This window comes from Plantibacter sp. VKM Ac-2880, from assembly GCF_015351235.1.
Classification (GTDB): Bacteria; Actinomycetota; Actinomycetes; order Actinomycetales; family Microbacteriaceae; genus Plantibacter.
Genome location: NZ_JADKSJ010000002.1, coordinates 977,160 through 998,781 on the forward strand (window position 1 = coordinate 977,160; position 21,622 = coordinate 998,781).

Sequence of the window (21,622 nt, forward strand, 5' to 3'; positions counted from 1 at the left end):
TATGCGAGTGCACGTAGCCGACCACCCTCTCATCACCCACAAGCTCACGGTGCTTCGCGACAAGACGACACCGTCGCCCGTGTTCCGGGCCCTCACCGAGGAACTCGTCACCCTGCTCGCCTACGAGGCGACCCGTGGCGTCACCGTCGAGGAGATCACGATCCAGACCCCGGTCACCGAGACCGTCGGTGTGAAGATCAGCGAGCCGCGTCCACTCGTCGTCCCGATCCTGCGCGCCGGACTCGGCATGCTCGAGGGCATGGTGAAGCTGCTCCCCACGGCCGAGGTCGGGTTCCTCGGCATGGTGCGCAACGAGGAGACGCTCGAGCCCACCACGTACGCCGAGCGGCTGCCTGACGACCTCTCCGACCGCCAGTGCTTCGTCCTCGACCCGATGCTCGCCACCGGCGGCTCGCTCGCTGCAGCGATCGACTTCCTCTTCCAGCGCGGAGCGGTGCACGTCACCGCGATCTGCCTGCTCGCCGCACCCGAGGGCCTCGAGCGCCTCGAGGCCGAGACCGCGGGCAAGGACGTCACCATCGTCCTCGGCGCCCTCGACGAACGCCTCGACGAGAACGGCTACATCGTGCCGGGCCTCGGCGACGCCGGTGACCGCCTCTACGGCGTCGTCTGAGCCGCGACCTCCCGCTCACCCGAGGCGGATCGGCGTCCTGACGGGCGGCGGTCCGCCTCGTACCGTTCCACGGGGACGCAACACCCCCACGCAACAATCCGTCATCTGACGCAGATACTTGACAGGATCCGGGCCGTTCCTGTTGTATTGCGGACTATGACGACCAACGCGCCCACCCTGACCTCCTTCGAGGCCCCTGGGGACGCCGGCATGATGATGCCCGGCCGCGCGGTCATGTGCTGCCGAATGTGTCGCTGATCCGACACCTCCAGCATCGGTAGCGGTCCAGAAGGATCCGCTCCACTGCTCCAGCACGACAGAGTCCGCCGCTCCCCCACCCGGTGAGCCGACTCCCGGACGCACCCCGTCCGTACCCGGCCGAAGCGCCACCCTCCCGGATCGCGGGACCGCCACTGCCCACCGGCAGGCGGGATCACCCCGAGCGCACCGCGCACGATCCGCCGCAGCATCATCACCCCGAGGACTTCCCACTCATGTCTCTTGTAGCCGTTCAGACCACCCGCCCCGGCCGCCAGCTCGCCGCCGTCGAAGACGCCCCTCGTGCCGCGACACCGCACGTCCGCGCCGTTCCGGCCGGTCCGGAAGCCCGCGGCTTCGTCCTCTACGTCGGACTCGACGAGGCGAAGGCCCAGGCCGCCGGCACGAGTCTCGGCGAGATCGTCGAAGCCATCAAGGCGCTGACCGCCCAGTTCGCCCCTGAGGCCGAGACGCATGCCGCCGTCGCCCTCGCACCACGCGGTGCCGGCGGACGCGACCTCGACGTCGTCCGCCTCGCCCTCCAGGACCCGTCGGCCCTCGCCGCCCACCGCGACGAGGTCGACGAGGAGGAGCAGGACGTCGCCCACGCCGGCGTCGTCGTCGACATCTCCCGCAAGCGCCTCGTGCTCGACAACGAGCCTGCGGCCCTCACCTACAAGGAGTTCGAGCTCCTGCAGTACCTCGTCCTCCGCGAGGGTCGCACCATCGAGCGTGCCGAGCTCATCTCGTCCCTGTGGCGGGCCGGCGACGACGAGGAAGTGCCCAACGAGCGGACCATCGACGTCCACGTGCGTCGCCTCCGTGCCAAGCTCGGCCGCTACGAGGACATCGTCCGCACCGTGCGCGGGGTCGGCTACCGTTTCGACCGCCACGCGGACGTCTCGATCCGGTACGCCAGCACGCCTTCGCCCGACCTCTTCTGAGCCGCAGCGGGGCAGCGCACACGAACGGGCCCGTGGGGTGGACATCCACCCGCCGGGCCCGTTCCCATGCCACCGGTCACTGCACGCGTGGGCGCTTCGGGGTCTCACCGGGAGCGGGCACCGGACGCATCGCGAGCTTCCAGACACCGAACACCGCGATCGCTCCGGCGACGACGAACAGGACGAGCGCGTACCAGGGGGCACTCGAGGCCTCGCCGAGCACCACGATGCCGATACCGACGGCGACCAGTGGATCGACGACGGTCAGGCCGGCGACCACCAGGTCGGGCTGACCGCTCTGGTGCGCCTTCTGGACGAAGAAGCCACCGAGCCCGGCTGCGACGAGCAGGGCGACGATGCCGACCACCGTGAGGCCCTCGAAGTTCTGCGTGATGACCCGGTTGATGACGACCTTCGCGAGCGTCACGACGAAGCCGTAGAGCACCCCGGCCGCGACGACGTAGAACACGGTGTGCAGCTTCCGGCGCCACAGCGCGTAGGCGCCGGCGAGCGCGAGCGTCACGACCGCGAGCATGATGAGGATGATGATCAGCTGCGGCTGGCGGATGGGTTCCTCGATCGCGTACAGGGCTGCGACGATCACGAAGAGCCCGATACCCGCAACGCAGAGCACCATGGCGCGGGTCTGCTCCTTCGTCACGCGGACCTTCGTCACCCTGGCGTTCAGGAGGGCGGTGATCACGAGGGCGATCGCGCCGAGCGGCTGGACCACGATGAGTGGTGCGAAGGCCAGGGCAACGAGCTGGAAGACGATCGCCAGTGCCAGCAACGCCGTGCCGATAAGCCACGACGGACGCCCGAGCAGCTGCGGCAACTGCTTCAGGCCGAAGTCCGAGGAGGCGGCCTCGACCTTGCCGACGCCACGGGACTGCAGCTGCGTCCCTACCGCGAGGAAGAACGCACCAACGAGCGCGATCGGGATACCGATGGCCTGGTACGGCGTGACGGAGATCGTCGGCAGGTCGAGGTCTCCGGCCGTCCGGAGGGACTCGGCCACGAGACCGGCGGAGCCCGAGAGCACCAGGACGCCGGCGGCGAGGGCCGGGAACGTCGCGATCCCCATCACTTGGCCGCCACACTCGTGCCGACGGCCGCCGTCTCGGCGTCTCCGAGCTTCTGCTCCGGGACGACCTTGGCGTCCTGGCTCGGGAAGACGACCTTCTGGACGATGATGATGATCGACGCGGCGACCGGGATCGCGACCAGCGCACCGAGGATGCCGCCGAGCGCGCCGCCACCGAACGCCGCGATGACCACGAGGGCGCCGGGCACGGCGACGGCCTTGTTCATGATGCGCGGGCTGAGGACGTACGCCTCGAGCTGCATGTAGATCAGGTAGTAGATGATCGCGATGAGCGCGGTCACCGGCGAGGCGAAGAGGCACAGTGCGCTGTTCACGATCGACGCGCTCAGCGTTCCGACGAGCGGGATCATCGATCCGATGAAGGCGAGGAGCGCGAGGAGCGGCGGGAACGGGGCCCCGATGATGCTGAGGAAGATGAAGCTCAGCACACCGTTGACGAGCGCGAGCCCGACCTGGCCGACGACGTATCGTCCGACGGCCTGGGTGATCTCCTCGAGCACCTGCGCGAAGCCCTCGCGGCGGTAGGCGGGGAGGAAGCGGTACGTGACCGCCTTCATCGAGCGGAGCGACGCGAGGAAGTACAGCGTCAGGATGAGGACGATGATCGCACCGGTGATGCCCGATGCGACGCCGGCGCCGACCGCGACGATGCCGCCGCCGATGTTCAGGAGGTTGTTCGGGTCCTTGAAGAACGCGAAGACGTCGTTCAGTGCGGAGTCGATGTCGAGGGTGTTGCCCACGGTGTTCTGGACCCAGCCGACGAAGTCGCTGTTCAGGAACTGCTGCGAGATCCGCGGGTAGTCGTTCACGAAGTTCGTGATCTGCGTGACGAGCAGCGGGACGATGGCGAAGATGATGCCGACGAAGGCACCGATCACCGCGAGGAAGACGACGGCGATCGCGAGGCCGCGGGGCAGCTTCTGTTCCAGCCACGACACGAGGGGGTCGAGGCCCAGGGCGATGAAGAGGGCGACGCCCACGTAGATCAGCGTGGTGCTCAGCTGGGTGACGATGCTGCCCAACACGAGCGCGACGAGCACCCCGATACCCCCGACGAGGCCGATGCGGAACGCGTTGATCCGGACGCTCGGTGCCGAGGGCTGCAGGGCGGCGACCACCGCGGCGGAGGGCGGCGAGGACGCCGCCGCCTTCGCGGCCCGTTCCTGCTTCGCCTGCTCGTGCTTGGCGCGCCTGGCTTCGCGCTCCTCCGGGGTGGAGGAGAACCCCGGCAACCGGAGCTTGGGGGTCTTCATCGTGCGGTCTCCTCGGTGGTGGTACGGGTTGGAGCTGGTCGGAAATGGTACATCCTGCGTCTCCTTCGTACGGCGGTCGCTCGGACCGCCGCTCTGTGCCTACAGTAGTGAGACGGAGCGTGGCCCGCTGATGTCACGCACCCTTCTGGGGAAAGCGGTCACACGATGTCGCGGGTCGGATCAGAGAGGTGGCTGCACGGTGGGAACTGAGCCTGCGCGGACACCCGTGAGCCTGCTCGACCAGGCGACGGACCGCACCCTCGTCGAGCGCTGCGTCGACGGCGACACCCGCGCCTTCCAGGTGCTCATCACCCGCTACGGCCGGATGATGAAGGCCTACGCCGTCCGACTCACCCGTTCCTCCGCTGACGGCGACGACGTCGTGCAGGAGGCGCTCATCTCGGCTTGGAAGCGCATCGACACGCTCGAGGACGGCGCGATGGTGAAGAGCTGGCTCATGCGCATCGTCAGCCGACGCGCGATCGACCTCATGCGGCAGCGCAAGGACACCGACTCGACCGACGACGCCATCATCGAGGCGCCGGAGCGCGACGGTCCGGAGCGGAAGGCCGAGGCGTCGTCACAGCTGGGAGCCCTGTCAGCCGCGCTCGACAGACTGCCGCACGGACAGCACCAGGCCTGGGTGCTCCGCGAGATCGGTGGGTACTCCTACGAGGAGATCGCCGAGCAGCTCGGGCAGAGTGTCGCCAGTGTGCGAGGGAGCCTCGCCAGGGCGAGAGCGAAACTGATGACGGAGATGGAGGGGTGGCGATGACCGACGGGACGCAGAGCGGCGGGCTCGAGCCGGGCGGGTGCGCGCACGGCATCGACGCCCTCACCGACTACCTCGAGCGGGACATGCTGCCCGCCGACCCCACGATCGACGACTCGCCCGAGTGCCAGCGGGTCCTCCGATCGTTGCGGCGGGTCCGCTCACTCGCGGCGCCGCTGCTCGAGGCCGACGAGGCCGCGGTCACGACGCTCGACCAGGACTGGATCCGCGGGATCATGGAGAACATCGGTCGCGAGGCCAAAGCAGGCCGCGACATTCCGTTCGCCGCGGCCGACGACGATGCGGCGCTCGTCATCACGGAGGGCACGGTCCGCGGCCTGGTCCGCGGCGCCGGCGACCGGACCCCCGGCGTCCTGGTGGGCCGATGCGTACTCGACGGTGACGTGACGGTGGCCGGAGAGCCGATCACCCTGCACGTCACGGTCAGCATCGGCTGGGGTCGATCGGTCGCGGAGGCGGTGGCGCAGTTCCGCGAGGAGGTCCGCGCGAGTCTCGTGCAGCACACCGACCTGGTGGTGGCCGGGCTCGACGTCGTCGTCGACGACCTGCACTTCGAGGCCGAGCAGCACGGAGAGGTGGGGGACGATGAGTGACCTGACGGACACGGGCGACGCGCTCGACACGCTTGCGATGGTCCTCGACGCGGCTGTCGAAGCGGTGCCGGGGGTCGTCCGACTCACGGCGGCCGAACCGACGCTGGTGCGCGCCGCGCGGGAGGGCGTCGGTGCGCTCTTCGGCGCGCCGGACCAGAGCGCGCGAGTGAGCGTCAAGCGGGTCCGCGGCGCCGTGGCCGTGCACGCGAACATCGCCGTCGCTGCGGAACACGCATCGCCCGCCGTCGCGCAGGCGGTGCACCACGCGATCGCGGAACTGCTCCCCTCGGCGGACGACGCTGCGGCTCCGTCCATCACGGTGCGCGTCGTCGACGTCGTGCCGAGCGGCTCGCAGGAGTGAGCCCGGGCGCTCCGCTCAGGTAGCGTCACTCGGGGAACTCCCAGTAAAAATAACAGTTCGATAACTACCGCTCGTTACCGATCCGTTATATGGTTTTGGAACGTCAGATGTTTGCTGTGGCAGCTGACGGAATGTGATTGCAGGACACTCTTGGTGCAAGGGAAAGAGACCCGGTCGTAGCCTCTGCGACCGGGTCTCGTCATGTCCGGGGTTCGACCGATGCGCAAGCACCCCGCTCCGACGTGCTCCTCATGCGCCGTCCAGGATAGATTCAGGTGGTGGATCGTCGGACAGCACCAGGAGACAGCATGGATGAGAGGCGACTCGCGATCGCCGCATGGGAATCGCTCTTCCGCGCCCAGGTCGAGGTCATGCGTCACATCTCGCACGACTTCCCGAGCCACGGCATCTCCCTGAACGAGTACGACGTCCTCCACACGATGTCGCGCGAGCCCGACCACCGCATCCGTTTGCGCGATCTCAACTCCAGCGTGCTGTTGTCGCAGCCGAGCATCAGCCGCCTCGTCGACCGGCTCGTCGCCCGCGGCCTCGTCGGCAAGTGCCCGGACCCGGACGACGGACGCGGCACGCTCGTCCGCATGACGGAGGCCGGCTACGACGTGTACCGCACCGTCGCCATCGCCCACGGCGCGACGATCGCGGAGCGCGTGACCACCTCGCTCAGCCCCGAGGAGATGACCACGCTCGCGACGCTCAGCGACAAGCTGCGCGGCGTCTGACCCCGTCGGGCGGCGAACCCACGCCGCCCCACTGCCGTGTCCGATTCCCGCTCGTCCGGGTCGGTGCCGCGTGTCAGACTCGGGTCATGAACGACACACGGCGCGCGGACTTCGCGGAACGCTACCGCGCGATCCAGGCTCGCGACCAACGCTTCGACGGGCAGTTCATCACGGCCGTCAGCTCCACCGGGATCTACTGCCGTCCGTCCTGCCCGGCGCGGACGCCGAAGCCCGAGAACGTCACCTTCTACGCCACGAGCGCTGCCGCGCACGAGGCCGGCTTCCGAGCGTGCAAGCGATGCCTGCCCGAGGCGGTGCCGGGGACTCCGGCCTGGAACCTCGGCAACGACGTCGCCGCTCGCAGCATGCGGCTCATCGCCGACGGGGTCGTCGAACGCGAGGGCGTCCCCGGACTCGCCTCGCGCCTCGGCTACTCGACCCGCCATCTGACGCGCATCCTCACCGCCGAGCTGGGCGCCGGCCCCCTTGCGCTCGCCCGCGCCCACCGTGCCCAGGGGGCACGCCAGCTCCTCACCGGCACCGACCTCCCCTTCGGTGACATCGCGTTCGCCGCCGGGTTCTCGAGCATCCGCCAGTTCAACGACACGATGCGCGAGGTGTTCGAGCTGACCCCGGGCGAACTCCGGGCGAAGCACCGCAGGATCGGCGAACCGGACCCCGGCTCCATCACCCTGTCGCTCCCGTTCCGACGCCCCTTCGACGCCGCAGGGGTCTTCGCCTGGCTCGCACCACGAGCCGTTCCGGGCGTCGAACTGGCCGGGCCCGACCATTACTCCCGGCTCCTCGCCCTCCCCGGCGGCACGGCGTGGTTCGAGGTCCGGCAGCTCGGCGACGAGCTCCGACTCACCGCCGAGGTGACCGACCTCGCCGACCTCCCAGTGCTCGTCTCGCGGGTCCGTCGGCTCTTCGACCTCGACGCGGACCCGACGTCCACCGACGCGGTGCTCTCCACCGACCCCCGGCTTGCTCCGTCGGTCGCGGCCACACCGGGCATCCGACTCCCCGGGGCGGTCGACCCGGAGGAGATGTTGGTCCGGGCGATGGTCGGCCAGCAGATCACCGTGGCCGCGGCGCGCACTCAACTCCGCCGTCTCGCGGACGAGGTGAGCACGACGGTCCCCGAACGGCACGGACTGCATCGCCTCTTCCCGACGGCGACGCAGATCGCGAGCGGCGGGGAGGCAGCACTCGTCGGGCCCCGAGCGCGGATCGACAGCCTGCTCGGTGTCACGCGGGCACTCGTCTCCGGGGAGCTGGCCATCGGGTTCGGCGACGACCGCGACGAGCTCCGGACCAGCCTGCTCGCCATGAAAGGGATCGGCCCCTGGACGGCCGACTACGTCAGCATGCGGGTGCTCGGGAACCCCGACGCGTTCCTGCCCGGCGACGTCGCCGTCCGCACCGGGGCCGGCCGGCTCGGGTTTCCCTCCGACGCCCGAACCCTCACCGCGGAGGCGGAGGCGTTCGCCCCGTGGCGCTCGTACCTCTGCCTCCACCTGTGGAAGGCGGCGTCCACACCGGCCTCCACGCCGGCGCCGACCGCCAGACCGTCAGCCCTCGAGAAAGGCCCAGCAGCATGACCACCATCATCTCCAGCACGAGCGTCCGCCGCGGCGACGGTCGGCCGTCCGGCGCGCAGCTCACCGCGACCAGCCAGACCGTCGACACCCCGGACGGTCCCTTCACCGTCCTGGCGAGGGAGGACGGCGCGGTGCTCTCCTCCGGGTGGTCCGACGACATCGGCGTGATGCTCGAACGGATCCGGCCCGCCGACCGGCCTGGCGAGACGGTGGCGGGGACCGTCGAGGCGATGGACGCCGTCCGCGCGTACTACGACGGCGACCTGACGGCGATCGACCTGGTGCCGGTCGCCCAGTTCGGCGGCCCGTTCCGCACCCACGCCTGGACGGTACTGCGCACGATCGCGGCAGGACACCCCGTGACCTACACGGAGTTCGCGGCAGCGAGTGGCCGGCCGTCGGCGGTACGCGCCGCGGCGAGCGCCTGCGCGACGAACGCACCCGCGCTCTTCGTCCCGTGCCACCGTGTGTTGCGGACGGACGGCTCGCTCGGCGGCTTCGCGTGGGGACTCGACGTCAAGCGGTCGTTGCTCGACCGCGAGGCCGCGCTGAGCTGAGCACGCACTTCGACAGCGGGGACCCGGTCCCTGAGCCTGTCGAAGAGCGGCGTCAACCCCGTGGGCACTTCGACAAGCTCAGTGACCGGAGGATGGGACAGTGACCGGAGGATGGGACAGCGACCGGAGGATGGGACAGCGACCGGAGGAGGGTCAGCGACCGGAACGCACGGGCGCGGTCAACCCTGCAGCTCGGAGGGGCGCGCCGCGTAGGCTGACGGGATGCCCGATGCCCCCACGATCGTATGGTTCCGTGACGACCTCCGCCTCGCGGACAATCCGGCGCTGCACGCCGCCGTGGAACTCGGCGCTCCCGTCCTGTGCCTGTTCGTCCTCGACGACAGCGAGGAGTTGCGGCCTCTCGGTGGCGCCTCCCGTTGGTGGTTGCATCACAGCCTCGAGGCGCTCGGTGAGGACATCCGCGGGCTCGGCGGTACGCTCCTCCTCCGTTCGGGGAGTGCGGCCACGATCGTCCCTGCCGTCGCCACCTCCCTCGGTGCCGGCGCGGTGCTCTGGAACCGTCGCTACGGTGCGGCGGAACGGGAGATCGACGCCGGGATCAAGACGGAGCTGAAGGACGCCGGTCTCGACGCGAGAAGCTTCGCCGCGAACCTCCTCGCCGAACCCTGGGAGATCGTCACCGGGCAGGGCCAGCCGTACTCGGTGTTCACCCCGTTCTGGAAGGCGTCGTTGCAACGTCACTCGGCGAACCCACCGAGGCATCCGCTCCCCGCTCCGAGCGAGCTGACCGGCGTCTCGGACGCGCCCGACGGTGACGAGCTCGGATCGTGGGACCTCCTGCCGACGAAGCCGGACTGGGCGAGTGGGCTCCGCGAGCACTGGACGCCGGGTGAGGCCGGAGCGGACGCCCGACTCGCGGACTTCCTCGACGGTGGGGTGACCGGGTACGCGGAGGATCGTGACTTCCCCGCCCAACCGTCGACCTCCGGGCTGTCGCCGCACCTGCGTTTCGGGGAGATCAGCTCACCGCAGATCTGGCATGCGGCTCGCGACCACCGACGGCACCTCGGCGACGACGGCGCCACGTTCCTCAAGGAACTCGGCTGGCGCGACTTCGCCTACCACTGCCTCTTCGCGTTCCCCGACCTCGCCACCCGCAACTGGCGTCAGGCCTTCGATCGGTTCCCCTGGCCGGACGTCGACCAGGATGCCTTCACCGCCTGGACCACCGGCCACACCGGCATCCCCCTCGTCGACGCCGGCATGCGCGAGCTGTGGACGACCGGCAGCATGCACAACCGGATCAGGATGGTCGTGGCATCGTTCCTGACGAAGAACCTCCTCATCCACTGGCGGCTCGGCGAGGAGTGGTTCTGGGACACCCTCGTGGACGCCGACCCGGCCTCCAACCCGTTCAACTGGCAGTGGGTCGCCGGCAGCGGCTTCGACGCGTCGCCGTACTTCCGGATCTTCAACCCCGAACGCCAGCGGGAACGGTTCGATCCCGACTACGCCTACATCAAGCGGTGGGTACCGGAGTTCGGGACGCCCGACTACCCGGAGCCGATCGTCGACCTCGGGGAGACGAGGCACGCGGCCCTGGCCGCGTACGAGCACGTCAAGGGCGCGTAGCCCGGCCCGTCGTCCTGTGGCACTTCGACAGGCTCAGTGACCGGATGCGGCTCAGTGACCGGATGCGGCTCAGTGACCGGATGCGGCTCAGTGACCGGATGTGGCTCAGTGACCGGGTGGGCAGCCGGGGACGCCGGTCGGATCGGTCCCTGAGCCTGTCGAAGGGCGCTCAGCGGGTGCGGAACAGGCCGGCGCGTTGGGCCGCTGCGATGGCGGCCGAACGGTTCGACACGTCGAGCTTCGTGTAGATGTGGGCGAGGTGCGACTTCACCGTCGTCTCCCCGACGTGGAGTCGTCCGGCGATCTCCAGGTTGGTGAGCCCCTCGGCGGCGCGCGCGAGCACCTCGATCTCGCGCGCGCTCAAGGCCTGCTGCGGCGCACTCACCCGTGCGACCAGGCGCGTGGCGACGGCCGGGCCGAGCACCGAATTCCCGCCTGCGGCCGAGCGGATGCCGTCCACGAGGTCCTCCGGTACGGCGTCCTTCAGGAGGTACCCGGCGGCGCCTGCCTCGATCGCACCGAGGATGTCGGCGTCGGAGTCGTAGTTCGTCAGCACGAGGACCGACGGCGGTACCGGCAACGCCCTGATCTCGCGCGTCGCGTCGATGCCGGTCGGGCCGTCGCCGAAGCTGAGGTCCATGAGCACCAGGTCGGCTCGAGGTGCCGCTGCGACCGCCTCGGCCGCGGTCGCAGCCGTCCCGACGACCTCGATGTCGTCGATCGGCGCCAGGACGGCCTGCAGACCGGCTCGGACGATCGGGTGGTCGTCGGCCACCAGGACCCGGATGACCACCCGGCCCCCGGGTTCACCCACGCCCTCAGACATCGGTCCCATTGTCGCGCATCGTCGCTGCCTCCCTGGTCGTGTCCGGTGCCGGCGTCGAGTCCGACGACGGTGTCGCTGTCGGTGCGGCGAACCGGACGGTGACCGTCGTCCCGGCGCCTGGCGCGCTGCGGACGTCGACCGCGCCGCCCAACTCGGTGATGCGACGACGCATGGACACCATGCCGAACGAGCCGCCCGCAGCCCGCTCGACGAGCGTCGCCGGATCGAAGCCAACGCCGTCGTCGTCGATGTCGAGGAGCACCTCGCCGTCGAGGTAGCTGAGGGTGACGTCCGCGCGGCTCGCCCCGGCATGACGCACGACGTTCGCGAGGCTGCTCTGCGCGGCCCGGAGGAGGGCGGTGGTCACCGGGGTTCCGAGGACGAATGCGTCGCCCGTGACGGTCGTCGAGACCGGTGTTCCGCTCTCCGCGGTCGTCGTCTCCGCAAGCCGACCCAGCGCGTCCGCGATCGTGGCACCCACGAGCGCCGGTGGGCTCAGCTCGTCGATGAGGCTGCGTGTCTCGGCGAGCGCGGTCGCGGCGGCGTCCCTCGCCAGGCCGATGTGGGAGCGCAGCTGTCCCGTGCCAGGCCCTTCGCCCGCGGAGCGTTCCGCGGCGTGCAGGAGCAGTTGGATGCTCGAGAGGGCCTGCGCGACCGTGTCGTGGAGTCCCGCGGCGAGGCGCTCCCGCTCCGCCAGCTTGCCGGCCTCCTGCCCCCTCCTGGCGAGCTCCTCACGAGCGGCGACGAGGTCGGCGATGAGTCGCTCACGCTCGGCCGCCTCCCTGGCCAGCGCCTCGTAGCCGAGGCCGATCGCCACGGCCACCGCCGCACCGACGAGCGGACCGACGACGCCTCCGACACTGAACCCGGCATGCAGACCGATCGCGACGATCGCCGAGCAGGTGGCGATCACGACGGCGGGGACCGCGACGGCCCGCGGAAGCAGGTGGAGGTAGAGGAAGAACAACGGGAAGACGAGGTAGGCCGCATCGGGGCTGAGCAGGACGAGGACCACCCACTCGACGCTGAGGAAGACCAACCAGGCGAGGACGAAGGAGCGACCTCGACGAGCCCCGGTCGCCGCGACACCGTGGTCGGTGGGCGCGGTGGCCGTCCGGCGGAGCCGACCACCGACGACGGCGCCGGCGGCGTAGGTGACGAGCATGACGACGGCGAACACGAGCGCCGCGGACATCGTCGGGCCACCGACCGAGACGGATCGCACGATCACGAGCGCGATGAGTGCGGTGACGAGGCCGTGGAGGCCGAGCTGCAGGCCGGTGAAGACGGGGCTGAGTGCCGAGTGCTTCATCCGCCCAGCGTACGGCGCGGGGCGTCGGGGCGAATCATCAGAAAGATGGAACGTCGCCTCCATCCGACCGCGCGCCGATACCCTCCCGTCCGACGATGCCGAGTGGCTCCGGCTCGACGACGCTGAGAGGGTGCCGCACCACGGAGACGCCGTCGGGCGGCCGACAAGGAGTCCCCATGTTCGTCGCCTGGCGCGACATGCGCTTCGCCACCGGTCGCTTCGTGCTGATCGGGGCGGTCGTCACCCTCATCACCCTGCTCGTCGGGTTCCTCAGCGGCCTGACGGCGGGCCTGGCGAACCAGAACATCTCCGCCATCACCGGGCTGGGTGCGTCGAGCATCGTCCTCGCCGGTCCGGCCGACGGCGGACCGGCGACGTACGCGGACTCGGCGATCGACGATGCCGCTGCGACCAGGTGGGCCGCGGTCCCCGGCGTGGACCACGTCCTCGAGCTCGGGATCAGCCAGACGCGCCTGACGACCGCCGAGGCGCGCACCGCGGTGGCGCTGTTCGGGACCGCCGATGTCACGGCGACCCGGAGCACGACAGACGCACCCGCCGACGGGACGGCCAGGCTCAGTCGGACCGCGGCGGAAGCCCTCCATGTGTCCCGCGGCGACACGGTCTCGATCGGTGCTGAGACGCTCACGGTCGGTGCGGTCGTCGACGACCAGTGGTACAGCCACACGCCGGTCGTCTGGACGAGCCTCGCGACCTGGCGGTCGGTCCAAGGGGCCTCTGGTGCCCCGACGGACGGTGCGACGGCCCTCGCCCTCTCCGGCACCCTGACCGCCGACGCCGTCACAGCTGCGGAGCACGCCACCGGCACGGTGTCGGAGGACGTCCTCTCCTCGCTGCTCGCGATCGGCTCGTTCCGCTCCGAGATCGGCTCCCTGCTGCTCATGGTCGGCATGCTGTTCGGCATCTCGGCGCTCGTGATCGGCGCGTTCTTCACGGTCTGGACCATGCAGCGCGCGGGTGACGTCGCGATCCTCAAGGCCCTCGGCGCGACCACCGGGCGGCTGGCGCTGGACGCGCTCGGTCAGGCGTCCGTCCTGCTGCTCCTCGGCGTGGGGCTCGGCATCGGGCTGACCGCAGTGCTGGGCTCCGCAGCCGGGAGCGCGCTGCCCTTCGTCCTCAGCCCGCTGACGACGCTCCTGCCCGGGGTCGTCATGATCGGCCTCGGGCTCGTCGGCGCCGCGTTCGCCCTGCGGTCGATCCTGTCGGCCGATCCGCTGACCGCGCTCGGCGGCAACCGGTGAACCCGGGCTCCACCACCGCGTCCGCTCCTGCACCAGCACCCACCCCCGTCACCATCGGAGTCCCCGCATGATCTCGCTCACCGACGTCTCCCTCACCTTCCCCGACGGCGACCACCGCGTCACCGCCGTCGACCACGCGACCCTCGTCGTCCCGGCCGGGACCGTCGCCGCACTCACCGGGCCGTCCGGCTCCGGCAAGTCGAGTGTCCTCGCCGTCGCGGCCGGGCTCATCCGCCCCGACAGCGGCACCGTCGAGGTCGCCGGGATCGACGTGACCTCACTCGACCGTCGAGCCGCCACCGACTTCCGCCGGACGAACCTCGGCATCGTCTTCCAACAGGCCAACCTCCTGCCGTCCCTCACCGCCCTCGAACAGCTGTGCGTGCTCGGGACCCTCGGCGGCCGCGCCTCACGGGCCGACCGGGCACGGACCCGTGATCGGGCCACGATGTTGCTCGCTGCGGTGGGACTCGCGGACCAGGCCGGCAAACGGCCGCACCAGCTCTCCGGTGGTCAGCGGCAGCGCGTCAACATCGCCCGGGCGCTCATGAACGAGCCGGATGCGCTCGTCGTGGACGAGCCGACCAGCGCGCTCGACCACGAGCGTGGTTCCGCCATCATCGAGCTCATCCTCGAACTCACCGCGTCATCGGGCGCAGCGACCCTGCTCGTCACCCACGATCGGAGTCACCTCGACCGCATGGACCAGGTGCTCGTCATGGAGGACGGGCGGCTCAGCAGCGCCGCGGACGCGCTGGCCCAGCGGTCCTGAGGCGCGTCGCTGCCCGACGGTAGGGTGAGGTCACGCCGAGAGAGGATCACCATGCGCAGCGCCACCCGAGGGCTCACCGTGATCGCGATCGTCGGGGCGCTCCTCGGCACCAGCGCATGCGCCGGCGGTTCGGACGAACCCTCCGACCAGGGCTCCGCGAGTGCCGCCGGCGTGATCGCACCCGTCATCGTCCAGCTCGTCGATCAGGACGGGCGCACCCTCTCCGTCGGCCTCGACAACGTGGTGGACCTCGTCGCCGTCGACCCGACCGTCTGGTCCGCCGAGATCGAGGACCCGTCGATCGCGGAGTACGTGCCCGGTGGTTCCCGGGGCGGCGCCTCCTTCAACCCCGGCCTGCAACCCCTCGCCGTCGGCAGCACCGAAGTCACGCTGACGAACCGCTCCGACGACTCGACCGTCGTCTTCACCCTCGAGGTCGTCGCAGGACCCTGAGCGGACGCTGCCCGTGAGCGGACCGGTCCCTGAGCAGACCCGGTCCCTGAGCCTGTCGAAGGGCAGCCGAACCCACCGGTCCCTGAGCCTGTCGACACTTCGACAAGCTCAGTGACCAAGGCGCTCCGGTCCCTGAGCCTGTCGAAGGGCAGCCGCTCAGCCGCTCAGATGTCCAGGTACCGGCAGAGGTAGGCGGTGGCGACCTCCACGTGGACCTGGAAGCTGCTGCTCCCCGGGACGCTGAACTGGGCGTCCGGGCCGAAGTCCTGCCAGGCGCTGGTGTTGGGCAACAGGACGCGGAGCCGGCCGGAGATGACGGACATCTCCTCGGCCTTCCCGGTGGTGAAGGTGTACTCCCCCGGCGCCATGACCCCGATGCTCGCCGACTCGGCTCCCGGCTCGTGCGTGGCGAAGCCGATCGACTTCACGTTGCCGTCGAAGTACTCGTTGCTCGTCAGCATCAGGGGCCTCCCTCGTGGTCCACGACCGCGGTGGCCGATCCGCCATTCATCGTATCGGCTCGGCGAAGAAGGCCTCCTCGTGTGCAGCAGAGGCCAGGAACGCCCGGCGCATCGCCCGCCGTCCCGTCGCGTCCGCGCGCTCCGCCGCCTCGGCGACGATCTCGATCGCGCGGGCGGTGGCGACCGCGAAGGCCGGGTCGGCGTAGGTGTCGAGCCACGCGGCGAACGGGTGCTCGGCATGCGACGCCTGGACGAGCCGCTCCCCCAGATCCTGATAGATCCAGTAGCAGGGCAGAACCGCGGCGATCACCCGACCGTAGTCGCCGTCGACACCCGCGGCGTGCAGGTGGTCGAGGTAGGCCGTCGTGGTCGACGACGGTTCCGCCTCCTCCCCGGCCGCGGCGGAGGCGTCGAGCCAGGTGCGGTGGAGTTCCATCTCGGCCTCGATCGAGCCGGCGGCGCCCGTCGCCCAGAACACCTGTTCCTCGGGGGTCGGGGCCAGCGCGCTCGCTCGCGCGAGCACCCGGGAGTAGGCGCGGAGGTAGATCGCATCCTGCTGCAGGTACCACGCGAACCGGGCCGGATCGAGGGTGCCGTCGGCGAGCGTGGCGACGAACGGCAACCGGTCGATCCGCGCCCGCAGCTCCGCGATCTCGTCCCACCATCCCGCGACGAGCTCAGCACCGTCTGCTGGGCGCACACCGAGGCCCGCCGACTCCCACAACGTGGCGAAGTGGTTGATGGGCCCGCTCCCCGCACCGACCTCGAGCGCGTCCGCCGCCTCCAGACTCGAGGTGAGCCACGCCTTGGCCGTGCCGAGCGCCTCCGACCAGGACCCGGTGCGTGCGAGGAGGGTCGCCATCGCGCTCGACAGGGAACAGCCGGTCCCGTGGGTGTTGGTCGTGGAGACCCGCGGTCCGTCGAACTCGATCAACGAGCGGCCGTCACCGAGACCGCCGCGGGCGTCGACGAGGGCGTCCGGGCAGTCCACCACCCCGGACAGGTGCCCGCCCTTCACGAGCACGATCACCCCGGCCCGTTCCGACACCCGCCGCGCCTGCGCGAGGGCGTCGGCCCAGCGCTCCGCCACCGGTTCGTCCGCGAGCACGGCGAGCTCGGGGAGGTTCGGGGTGACGAGGTCGACGAGCGGCAGGAGCGCGCGCATGGCGGCTTCCGCGTCCTGCCGGAGGAGGCGGTCACCGCTCGTCGCCACCATGACGGGGTCGAGGACGACGGGTCCGGTCGTCGTCTCGCGGAGCCACGTGGCGACGGTCTCGATGATCCGCGCGCCGCCCAGCATGCCGACCTTGACGGCGTCGATGACGACGTCGTCGGCCACGGCGTCCAGCTGCGCCCTCAGGAATCCGACGGGCGGGGTGTGCACGGAACGGACGCCGCGGGTGTTCTGCGCGACGAGCGCCGTCACGACCGCCATGCCGTATCCGCCGTTCGCGGCGATGCTCTTGAGGTCGGCCTGGACACCGGCGCCGCCGGTCGGGTCGGTGCCGGCGATGCTCAACACCCGCGGTGTGGTCCTCGTGACGAGCGGGCGTCGCCCGATCCCGGCATCGACGGACGAGCGGGCCGGGGCTGTCCTCAGCGAGTCGGTGGCGCTCACGCGGGCGCCTCGTCCCACGCGGCACGGAACGCGCGAGCCGCCGCGGCCGGGTCGTCGGCGGCGCAGATGGCGGACACCACCGCGAGCCCGGCGGCACCCGCCGATCGGAGGGCCGCGGTGTCGGCGAGGCCGACCCCGCCGATCGCGACGCAGGGCAACTCGGTCGCGGCGGCGATCGCGGCGAACCCGTCCACGCCGAGCGGCTCCGGGTGGTCCGGTTTCGTCGCGGTCGGGCGGATCACGCCGACGCCGAGGTAGTCGACGGTCCCCCCGGGCAGGGCGGCCACCGCGGCGAGGTGGGCGGGCGTGTTCGCCGTCAGCCCCACCACCGCCGCGTCACCCACGATCCGGCGGACCGCGTCGACCGGGAGGTCGCTCTGCCCGACGTGGACACCGTGGACGACGGCTCCGGCGGAACGGGCGGCGAGGAAGACGTCGACCCGGTCGTCGACGAGGAGCAGGGCTCGACCGGAGACGAGCTCGGCGGCACGGAGCGTGAGGTCGAACAGCTCGCGGGCCGTCGCGGTCTTCTCACGCAGTTGCACCGCGGTCACCCCGCCGTCGACGGCCCGGCGCACGACGTCGAGGACCCCCCGAGCACCGCTCGCCGAGGCGTCCGTGACGAGGTACGTCACCATGGCCCGGCGGACGAGGGCGGCGTGCGAACGGGCGGCGTCCACCCCGTCGGACACTGTCTCGGCGCTCACGCCACCACCGCCAGTCGGCGGACGGTCTCCGCGTCGAGGAGGTGGAGGTGGTCGAGGAAGGCCGGGGCGAACGACCCGGGCCCGCGGCTCTCCGCCGCGGCCAGCTGAGCGGCGACCGTGTACACGCTCGTGGCGGCCACCGTCGTCAACAGCCGGTCCTCGCCGAGCGAGGCGAACGCGGCGAACACGGCACCGAGCGCGCACCCGCCGCCCGTCACGAGGGTGAGCCACGGGTGTCCGTTCGAGCAGCGGACGATGCGCTCACCGTCGGTGATGACGTCCGTCGGTCCGGAGATCGCCACGACGGCTCCCGAAGTGCGCGCGATCGCGGTCGCCGCCTCGATCGCGCTGTCGACGGAGTCGGTGCTGTCGACACCACGACCGCCGGCGCCCAGGCCGGCGAGCGCGATGATCTCGCTCGCATTGCCCCGGACGATCGTCGGCCGGAGCGCCAAGAGCTCCGCGGCGAGCGCCGTCCGGACGGGGAGGGACCCGACCGCGACGGGGTCGAGCACCCACGGGGTGCCCACCTCGTTCGCGGCGGTCGCCGCTTCGATCATGGCCTCGCGCTGCTCCGCCTGGGGCGTCCCGAGGTTGAGGAGCACGCCGGAGGCGATGCGGGCGAACGGACCGGCCTCCGTGGGGATGTCGGTCATCGCCGGGGCGGCGCCGACGGCGAGGAGGACGTTCGCCGTGAAGTTCGTGACCACGGCGTTCGTGATCGATTGGACGAGCGGGGTGCGCTCGCGCAGCCGGTCGAGGAGGTCCCCCGCGGCGGTCGCGAACCCGCCGGCGGCGGACTCGTCGGTGGACGGGTGGACAGACTGCTGCGGTGTGCGAATGCTCATTCGCGACATCCCTTCGCTCGGACTAACGAGATCAGGTTCGACGGGTGTGTTCTCAGCCGGTCGTCTTGCGATCGGCACCCCGTGTCACTCGCGACCACCATAGCGGGTCGGTGCCGCTTCCCGTCCGTCGAGGCGACGAGGATGATGGGCGCATGGACTTCTTCGAGCTCGTCACCATCGTCTTCGAGGTCGCCGGTGTCGGGGCGATGGTCGTGGGGTTCGTGATCGCCGTCGCCCTCTCGGCCCGCCTGTGGCTCCGCACCCGCGACGGCGGGCGGGCCTTCCGGATGCTGCGGGAGACGATCGGCTCGGTGATCCTGCTCGGGCTCGAGATCCTCGTGGCCGCCGACCTCGTGAAGACGGTCACGTCGACCCCGTCGCTGACCGATGCGCTCGTGCTGGCGATCATCGTCGTCATCCGCACGCTGCTGAGCTTCTCCCTGCAGATCGAGATCGAGGGGACCCTGCCCTGGAGACGCCTCGCGACGACGGGACCGCAGGCGTTCGGCCAGGCCGTCGCGCGCGGCGGCGAGCGGCCACGGCGGTCCACCGAGGAGCAGCCCGTGACGGCGCCGGTCGCCGACCAAGCAACGCACATGCCGGATGACGACAGCCGGTTCCCGGAACTCCGCAGTCGCGGCTAGCGCGTCGCGGCGGTTTCCGCCCAGGTGTCGCGGATGAGGTCGGGCAGCTCACGCATGTCGTCGAAGACGTGGGTGCCGTCGCCGACGAGCCGCTCGGCCGGGGTCATGCCACCGGCGTAGGCGTACACGATCATTCCCGCGGCCCGGGCGGCGAGGACGCCGACGACGCTGTCCTCGACGACCGCGCACCGCTCGGGGGCGGTGTCGAAGTCGGCGGCCGCGTGCAGGAAGAGGTCCGGGGCCGGCTTACCGACGGCGACGTCGGTCGCGCTGAAGATCCGCCCGGCGAACCGGTCGTGGATGCCCACCTGGCCGAGGTTCCGGACGACGTCGTGGAGCATGCCGTTCGAGGCGACGCACAACGGCACCCCGGTCGCCGCGATGCCGTCGAGCGCGTCGACGACGCCGTCGACCGCTTCCAGCTCGCGCTCGCAGATGCCGCGGAACATGTCGCTCCAGCGTTGGATCCAGTCGGCCTCCAACGGCTTGCCGAGCCGTGCTTCGACGAGCGTCGCGTAGGTCTCGAGCGATGCGCCGACGAACAGTTCCCGCACCTCGGCCTCGGTGTAGTCGCCGCCGACCTCGTTGAGGAGCTGCAGGTTCACCCGCACCGAGATGCGTTCCGTGTCGACGAGGGTGCCGTCGCAGTCGAAGATGACGAGGTCCGGATAGTCGACTGGCATGCTCCGAGCCTAAACGACGCCGCCTGCGTCCACGCCGGGCGCGTCTCCGGGAAGCGGCCGGCATCGTGACCGACGGCGATCAGCGGGAGACGCCGACACCCTGCCGCTGCCAGGTGACGATCATGCGTCGCGCATACTGAGTCGCCGCGACGAAGTGCCCGACGAGCCCGAGGAGGATCGCGACGAACCCGATGCCGCCGAATACGCGGGACAGCGCCGACGCCGGATCACCACCGCCGAGGGCGAGCCCCGTGAGCAGCGCGAAGAAGCCGACGAAGAGGAACACCGTGCGGATCTTGCCGGCGAGGCTCACCGGCACCTCGGGTGTCCCGCGGAACGCGACGACCGCGATGAATGCGAGGAGGAGGTCGGGCACGATCATGACCACGAACACCTGCCACGGGATGATCTGCGCGACGGCGAAGGAGGCCGCGACCACGACGACGGTCAAGCGGTCGGCGACGCCGTCGAGCCAGGTGCCGAGCGCCGAGACGGTCCCCATCCGGCGCGCGATCTGCCCGTCGGCGACGTCACTCAGGAACACGACCGCCCCGACGACGAGCGCCGCCAGGGAGGAGCCGGTGATGACGAGGACTGCGAAGACGGGGAGCAGGAGGATGCGTCCCGCCGTGATCGCGTTGGGCAGGTTGCGCCAGTCGTCGTCCGCGAAGAGCTGGGTGCGGAGGCGCGCGATCGGCGTCTTCTCGTGCAGGGTCACCGGGATCATCGCCTCGTCGCCCGGGATCGCGAGTCCCCGGCGAGCTCGGACGATCGCGACGATCGACACCACGACGACGAGTGCGAGCAGAAGCACCCACCCGGCGGAACCGAGGTACTGACGGACTCCCTCGAGCACGGCGCGCACGAGCGAACCGACGCCGACGAAGACGGCGGACCACAGGAGCGACCCGAGCACCGACGCGAGGAGGAACGACCGGTACGGTACGCGGGCGACCCCGGCCGCGGCCGGCGTCAGGCACCGGAGCACGGGGACGAGCCGGGTGAGGAAGACGGCCTGGGCTCCGCGCCGCTCGAGCGCCTCGACCGCGCGGTCCCATCCGCCGACGCCGAGCCGCCGGACGACGGTCGTGTCGCGGAGACGCCCGCCGCTCCGACGACCGATGAGGAAGCCGAGGTGGTCTCCCAGCGATCCACCGAGGGCGACGGCGAGGAACAGGACGAGCGCGGCAGGGCCGGAGTCGAGCATCGCAGAGAGGAGGAGCACGACGGGCTCGCCAGGCACCAGCAGACCGAGCCAGAGCCCTGACTCCGCCACGGCGAAGAGGAGGCCGACCAGCCAGATCATCGGATCGGGCAACACCGTCGTGGCGCCGTCCACCCAGCCGATGACGTCCACGGGTCCCCGTTCACGAATACGATCCGCGCCCTGGTCGGAGCGCGGCTCGCCCAAGTCTACGGACGAGCCGGGTGCTCCGATCCCCTTCGGGACGACCGGGCGGCCGATCAGCGAGGCACGCCTGCCGACGGAGCACACCGGGATCTCCGGCGGCAGGGCTCAGCCACCCGTGGCACGTGCCCGTGGCACCGCCGACCCACGGACCGTGCATCAGGGGTGGTCCCGCAGGACGACGGAAGATCGGGCG

At 70.9% G+C, this 21,622-nt stretch carries 23 protein-coding genes and 1 riboswitch; of the genes, 13 read left to right on the forward strand and 10 right to left on the reverse strand.

The window, feature by feature from the left end; translation table 11 throughout:
* Position 1 precedes the first annotated feature (1 nt).
* Both upp and ITJ57_RS16645 read left to right on the forward strand, forming a co-directional pair.
* A complete protein-coding gene (gene upp, locus ITJ57_RS16640; protein ID WP_056013869.1) occupies positions 2–634 on the forward strand; it encodes a uracil phosphoribosyltransferase in 633 nt (210 codons plus the stop codon).
* A gap of 494 nt (positions 635–1,128) precedes the next feature.
* Positions 1,129–1,836 carry a winged helix-turn-helix domain-containing protein gene (locus ITJ57_RS16645; protein ID WP_194671121.1) on the forward strand — a complete coding sequence of 236 codons (708 nt, stop codon included), beginning with the start codon at positions 1,129–1,131 and terminating at the stop codon, positions 1,834–1,836.
* A 76-nt stretch (positions 1,837–1,912) separates the two neighbouring features.
* Here ITJ57_RS16645 and ITJ57_RS16650 read toward each other — a convergent pair whose 3' ends face one another.
* Both ITJ57_RS16650 and ITJ57_RS16655 read right to left on the reverse strand, forming a co-directional pair.
* The gene (locus ITJ57_RS16650; protein ID WP_194671122.1) at positions 1,913–2,920 is read right to left on the reverse strand and encodes a DMT family transporter; all 1,008 of its coding nucleotides are present in this window, start codon (positions 2,918–2,920) and stop codon (positions 1,913–1,915) included.
* On the reverse strand, positions 2,920–4,194 hold the full coding sequence (locus ITJ57_RS16655; protein WP_194671123.1) for an AI-2E family transporter: 1,275 nt from the start codon (positions 4,192–4,194) through the stop codon (positions 2,920–2,922). The genes ITJ57_RS16650 and ITJ57_RS16655 overlap by 1 nt, the downstream gene beginning before the upstream one ends.
* 199 nt (positions 4,195–4,393) lie before the next feature.
* Between ITJ57_RS16655 and ITJ57_RS16660 the strand changes: the two genes are divergently transcribed.
* From ITJ57_RS16660 to ITJ57_RS16690, 7 genes are all read left to right on the forward strand, one after another.
* Entirely contained in the window at positions 4,394–4,969 is a 576-nt protein-coding gene (locus ITJ57_RS16660; RefSeq protein WP_370582465.1) for an RNA polymerase sigma factor, read from the forward strand.
* Complete coding sequence (locus ITJ57_RS16665; RefSeq protein WP_194671125.1) at positions 4,966–5,580, forward strand: Asp23/Gls24 family envelope stress response protein; 615 nt, start codon at positions 4,966–4,968, stop codon at positions 5,578–5,580. The genes ITJ57_RS16660 and ITJ57_RS16665 overlap by 4 nt, the downstream gene beginning before the upstream one ends.
* Positions 5,573–5,941, forward strand: coding sequence for an Asp23/Gls24 family envelope stress response protein (locus ITJ57_RS16670; RefSeq protein WP_194671126.1), 369 nt, complete (start codon positions 5,573–5,575; stop codon positions 5,939–5,941). The genes ITJ57_RS16665 and ITJ57_RS16670 overlap by 8 nt, the downstream gene beginning before the upstream one ends.
* 308 nt (positions 5,942–6,249) lie before the next feature.
* Positions 6,250–6,681, forward strand: coding sequence for a MarR family winged helix-turn-helix transcriptional regulator (locus ITJ57_RS16675; RefSeq protein WP_194671127.1), 432 nt, complete (start codon positions 6,250–6,252; stop codon positions 6,679–6,681).
* A gap of 86 nt (positions 6,682–6,767) precedes the next feature.
* Complete coding sequence (locus tag ITJ57_RS16680) at positions 6,768–8,282, forward strand: DNA-3-methyladenine glycosylase 2 (RefSeq protein ID WP_194671128.1); 1,515 nt, start codon at positions 6,768–6,770, stop codon at positions 8,280–8,282.
* Positions 8,279–8,839: a methylated-DNA--[protein]-cysteine S-methyltransferase gene (locus tag ITJ57_RS16685; protein ID WP_194671129.1), complete on the forward strand. Its 561-nt coding sequence runs from the start codon at positions 8,279–8,281 to the stop codon at positions 8,837–8,839. Before ITJ57_RS16680 ends, ITJ57_RS16685 begins: the two co-directional genes overlap by 4 nt.
* 222 nt (positions 8,840–9,061) lie before the next feature.
* Positions 9,062–10,432 (forward strand): deoxyribodipyrimidine photo-lyase, encoded by a 1,371-nt coding sequence (locus ITJ57_RS16690; RefSeq protein ID WP_194671130.1) that lies wholly within the window; start codon positions 9,062–9,064, stop codon positions 10,430–10,432.
* A 169-nt stretch (positions 10,433–10,601) separates the two neighbouring features.
* On the opposite strand, the gene ITJ57_RS16695 is transcribed toward ITJ57_RS16690, so the two are convergent.
* Together ITJ57_RS16695 and ITJ57_RS16700 are read right to left on the reverse strand one after the other, a co-directional pair.
* The gene (locus ITJ57_RS16695) at positions 10,602–11,258 is read right to left on the reverse strand and encodes a response regulator transcription factor (RefSeq protein ID WP_194671131.1); all 657 of its coding nucleotides are present in this window, start codon (positions 11,256–11,258) and stop codon (positions 10,602–10,604) included.
* Positions 11,251–12,570, reverse strand: a complete 1,320-nt coding sequence (locus ITJ57_RS16700; protein ID WP_194671132.1) for a sensor histidine kinase — start codon at positions 12,568–12,570, stop codon at positions 11,251–11,253. The genes ITJ57_RS16695 and ITJ57_RS16700 overlap by 8 nt, the downstream gene beginning before the upstream one ends.
* Positions 12,571–12,746: 176 nt before the next feature.
* On the opposite strand from ITJ57_RS16700, the gene ITJ57_RS16705 reads away from it, so the two are divergent.
* The 3 genes from ITJ57_RS16705 (at position 12,747) to ITJ57_RS16715 (ending at position 15,057) form a co-directional block, all read left to right on the forward strand.
* Entirely contained in the window at positions 12,747–13,832 is a 1,086-nt protein-coding gene (locus ITJ57_RS16705) for an ABC transporter permease (RefSeq protein ID WP_194671133.1), read from the forward strand.
* A 67-nt stretch (positions 13,833–13,899) separates the two neighbouring features.
* On the forward strand, positions 13,900–14,604 hold the full coding sequence (locus ITJ57_RS16710; RefSeq protein ID WP_194671134.1) for an ABC transporter ATP-binding protein: 705 nt from the start codon (positions 13,900–13,902) through the stop codon (positions 14,602–14,604).
* Positions 14,605–14,655: 51 nt separating this feature from the next.
* A complete protein-coding gene (locus tag ITJ57_RS16715; protein WP_194671135.1) occupies positions 14,656–15,057 on the forward strand; it encodes a hypothetical protein in 402 nt (133 codons plus the stop codon).
* A gap of 164 nt (positions 15,058–15,221) precedes the next feature.
* Here ITJ57_RS16715 and ITJ57_RS16720 read toward each other — a convergent pair whose 3' ends face one another.
* The 4 genes from ITJ57_RS16720 to thiM all read right to left on the reverse strand — a co-directional run bounded on the left by ITJ57_RS16720 (position 15,222) and on the right by thiM (position 18,691).
* Positions 15,222–15,518, reverse strand: coding sequence for a pyrimidine/purine nucleoside phosphorylase (locus tag ITJ57_RS16720; RefSeq protein ID WP_194671136.1), 297 nt, complete (start codon positions 15,516–15,518; stop codon positions 15,222–15,224).
* A gap of 46 nt (positions 15,519–15,564) precedes the next feature.
* Entirely contained in the window at positions 15,565–17,136 is a 1,572-nt protein-coding gene (locus ITJ57_RS16725; protein WP_370582466.1) for a bifunctional hydroxymethylpyrimidine kinase/phosphomethylpyrimidine kinase, read from the reverse strand.
* On the reverse strand, positions 17,133–17,843 hold the full coding sequence (thiE, locus tag ITJ57_RS16730; RefSeq protein WP_370582467.1) for a thiamine phosphate synthase: 711 nt from the start codon (positions 17,841–17,843) through the stop codon (positions 17,133–17,135). Before thiE ends, ITJ57_RS16725 begins: the two co-directional genes overlap by 4 nt.
* Positions 17,840–18,691: a hydroxyethylthiazole kinase gene (thiM, locus tag ITJ57_RS16735; protein WP_194671137.1), complete on the reverse strand. Its 852-nt coding sequence runs from the start codon at positions 18,689–18,691 to the stop codon at positions 17,840–17,842. The genes thiE and thiM overlap by 4 nt, the downstream gene beginning before the upstream one ends.
* A riboswitch (TPP riboswitch) is annotated at positions 18,683–18,783 on the reverse strand. (Overlaps the previous gene by 9 nt.)
* 60 nt (positions 18,784–18,843) lie before the next feature.
* On the opposite strand from thiM, the gene ITJ57_RS16740 reads away from it, so the two are divergent.
* Positions 18,844–19,335 (forward strand): DUF1622 domain-containing protein, encoded by a 492-nt coding sequence (locus ITJ57_RS16740; protein WP_194671138.1) that lies wholly within the window; start codon positions 18,844–18,846, stop codon positions 19,333–19,335.
* Here ITJ57_RS16740 and ITJ57_RS16745 read toward each other — a convergent pair.
* The gene (locus ITJ57_RS16745; RefSeq protein ID WP_194671139.1) at positions 19,332–20,018 is read right to left on the reverse strand and encodes an HAD family phosphatase; all 687 of its coding nucleotides are present in this window, start codon (positions 20,016–20,018) and stop codon (positions 19,332–19,334) included. The genes ITJ57_RS16740 and ITJ57_RS16745 overlap by 4 nt on opposite strands.
* A gap of 79 nt (positions 20,019–20,097) precedes the next feature.
* The gene (locus ITJ57_RS16750; RefSeq protein ID WP_194671140.1) at positions 20,098–21,375 is read right to left on the reverse strand and encodes a CDP-alcohol phosphatidyltransferase family protein; all 1,278 of its coding nucleotides are present in this window, start codon (positions 21,373–21,375) and stop codon (positions 20,098–20,100) included.
* Positions 21,376–21,622: the final 247 nt, after the last annotated feature.

Coding starts and splice junctions, on each gene's coding strand:
- ITJ57_RS16690 (WP_194671130.1), top strand. CDS start 9,062: ATGCCCGATGCCCCCACGATCGTATGGTTCCGTGACGACCTCCGCCTC.
- ITJ57_RS16685 (WP_194671129.1), top strand. CDS start 8,279: ATGACCACCATCATCTCCAGCACGAGCGTCCGCCGCGGCGACGGTCGG.
- ITJ57_RS16740 (WP_194671138.1), top strand. CDS start 18,844: ATGGACTTCTTCGAGCTCGTCACCATCGTCTTCGAGGTCGCCGGTGTC.
- ITJ57_RS16665 (WP_194671125.1), top strand. CDS start 4,966: ATGACCGACGGGACGCAGAGCGGCGGGCTCGAGCCGGGCGGGTGCGCG.
- ITJ57_RS16695 (WP_194671131.1), bottom strand. CDS start 11,258: ATGTCTGAGGGCGTGGGTGAACCCGGGGGCCGGGTGGTCATCCGGGTC.
- ITJ57_RS16705 (WP_194671133.1), top strand. CDS start 12,747: ATGTTCGTCGCCTGGCGCGACATGCGCTTCGCCACCGGTCGCTTCGTG.
- thiM (WP_194671137.1), bottom strand. CDS start 18,691: ATGAGCATTCGCACACCGCAGCAGTCTGTCCACCCGTCCACCGACGAG.
- ITJ57_RS16645 (WP_194671121.1), top strand. CDS start 1,129: ATGTCTCTTGTAGCCGTTCAGACCACCCGCCCCGGCCGCCAGCTCGCC.
- upp (WP_056013869.1), top strand. CDS start 2: ATGCGAGTGCACGTAGCCGACCACCCTCTCATCACCCACAAGCTCACG.
- ITJ57_RS16745 (WP_194671139.1), bottom strand. CDS start 20,018: ATGCCAGTCGACTATCCGGACCTCGTCATCTTCGACTGCGACGGCACC.
- ITJ57_RS16715 (WP_194671135.1), top strand. CDS start 14,656: ATGCGCAGCGCCACCCGAGGGCTCACCGTGATCGCGATCGTCGGGGCG.
- ITJ57_RS16670 (WP_194671126.1), top strand. CDS start 5,573: ATGAGTGACCTGACGGACACGGGCGACGCGCTCGACACGCTTGCGATG.
- ITJ57_RS16720 (WP_194671136.1), bottom strand. CDS start 15,518: ATGCTGACGAGCAACGAGTACTTCGACGGCAACGTGAAGTCGATCGGC.
- ITJ57_RS16710 (WP_194671134.1), top strand. CDS start 13,900: ATGATCTCGCTCACCGACGTCTCCCTCACCTTCCCCGACGGCGACCAC.
- ITJ57_RS16655 (WP_194671123.1), bottom strand. CDS start 4,194: ATGAAGACCCCCAAGCTCCGGTTGCCGGGGTTCTCCTCCACCCCGGAG.
- ITJ57_RS16650 (WP_194671122.1), bottom strand. CDS start 2,920: ATGGGGATCGCGACGTTCCCGGCCCTCGCCGCCGGCGTCCTGGTGCTC.
- ITJ57_RS16680 (WP_194671128.1), top strand. CDS start 6,768: ATGAACGACACACGGCGCGCGGACTTCGCGGAACGCTACCGCGCGATC.
- ITJ57_RS16700 (WP_194671132.1), bottom strand. CDS start 12,570: ATGAAGCACTCGGCACTCAGCCCCGTCTTCACCGGCCTGCAGCTCGGC.
- ITJ57_RS16675 (WP_194671127.1), top strand. CDS start 6,250: ATGGATGAGAGGCGACTCGCGATCGCCGCATGGGAATCGCTCTTCCGC.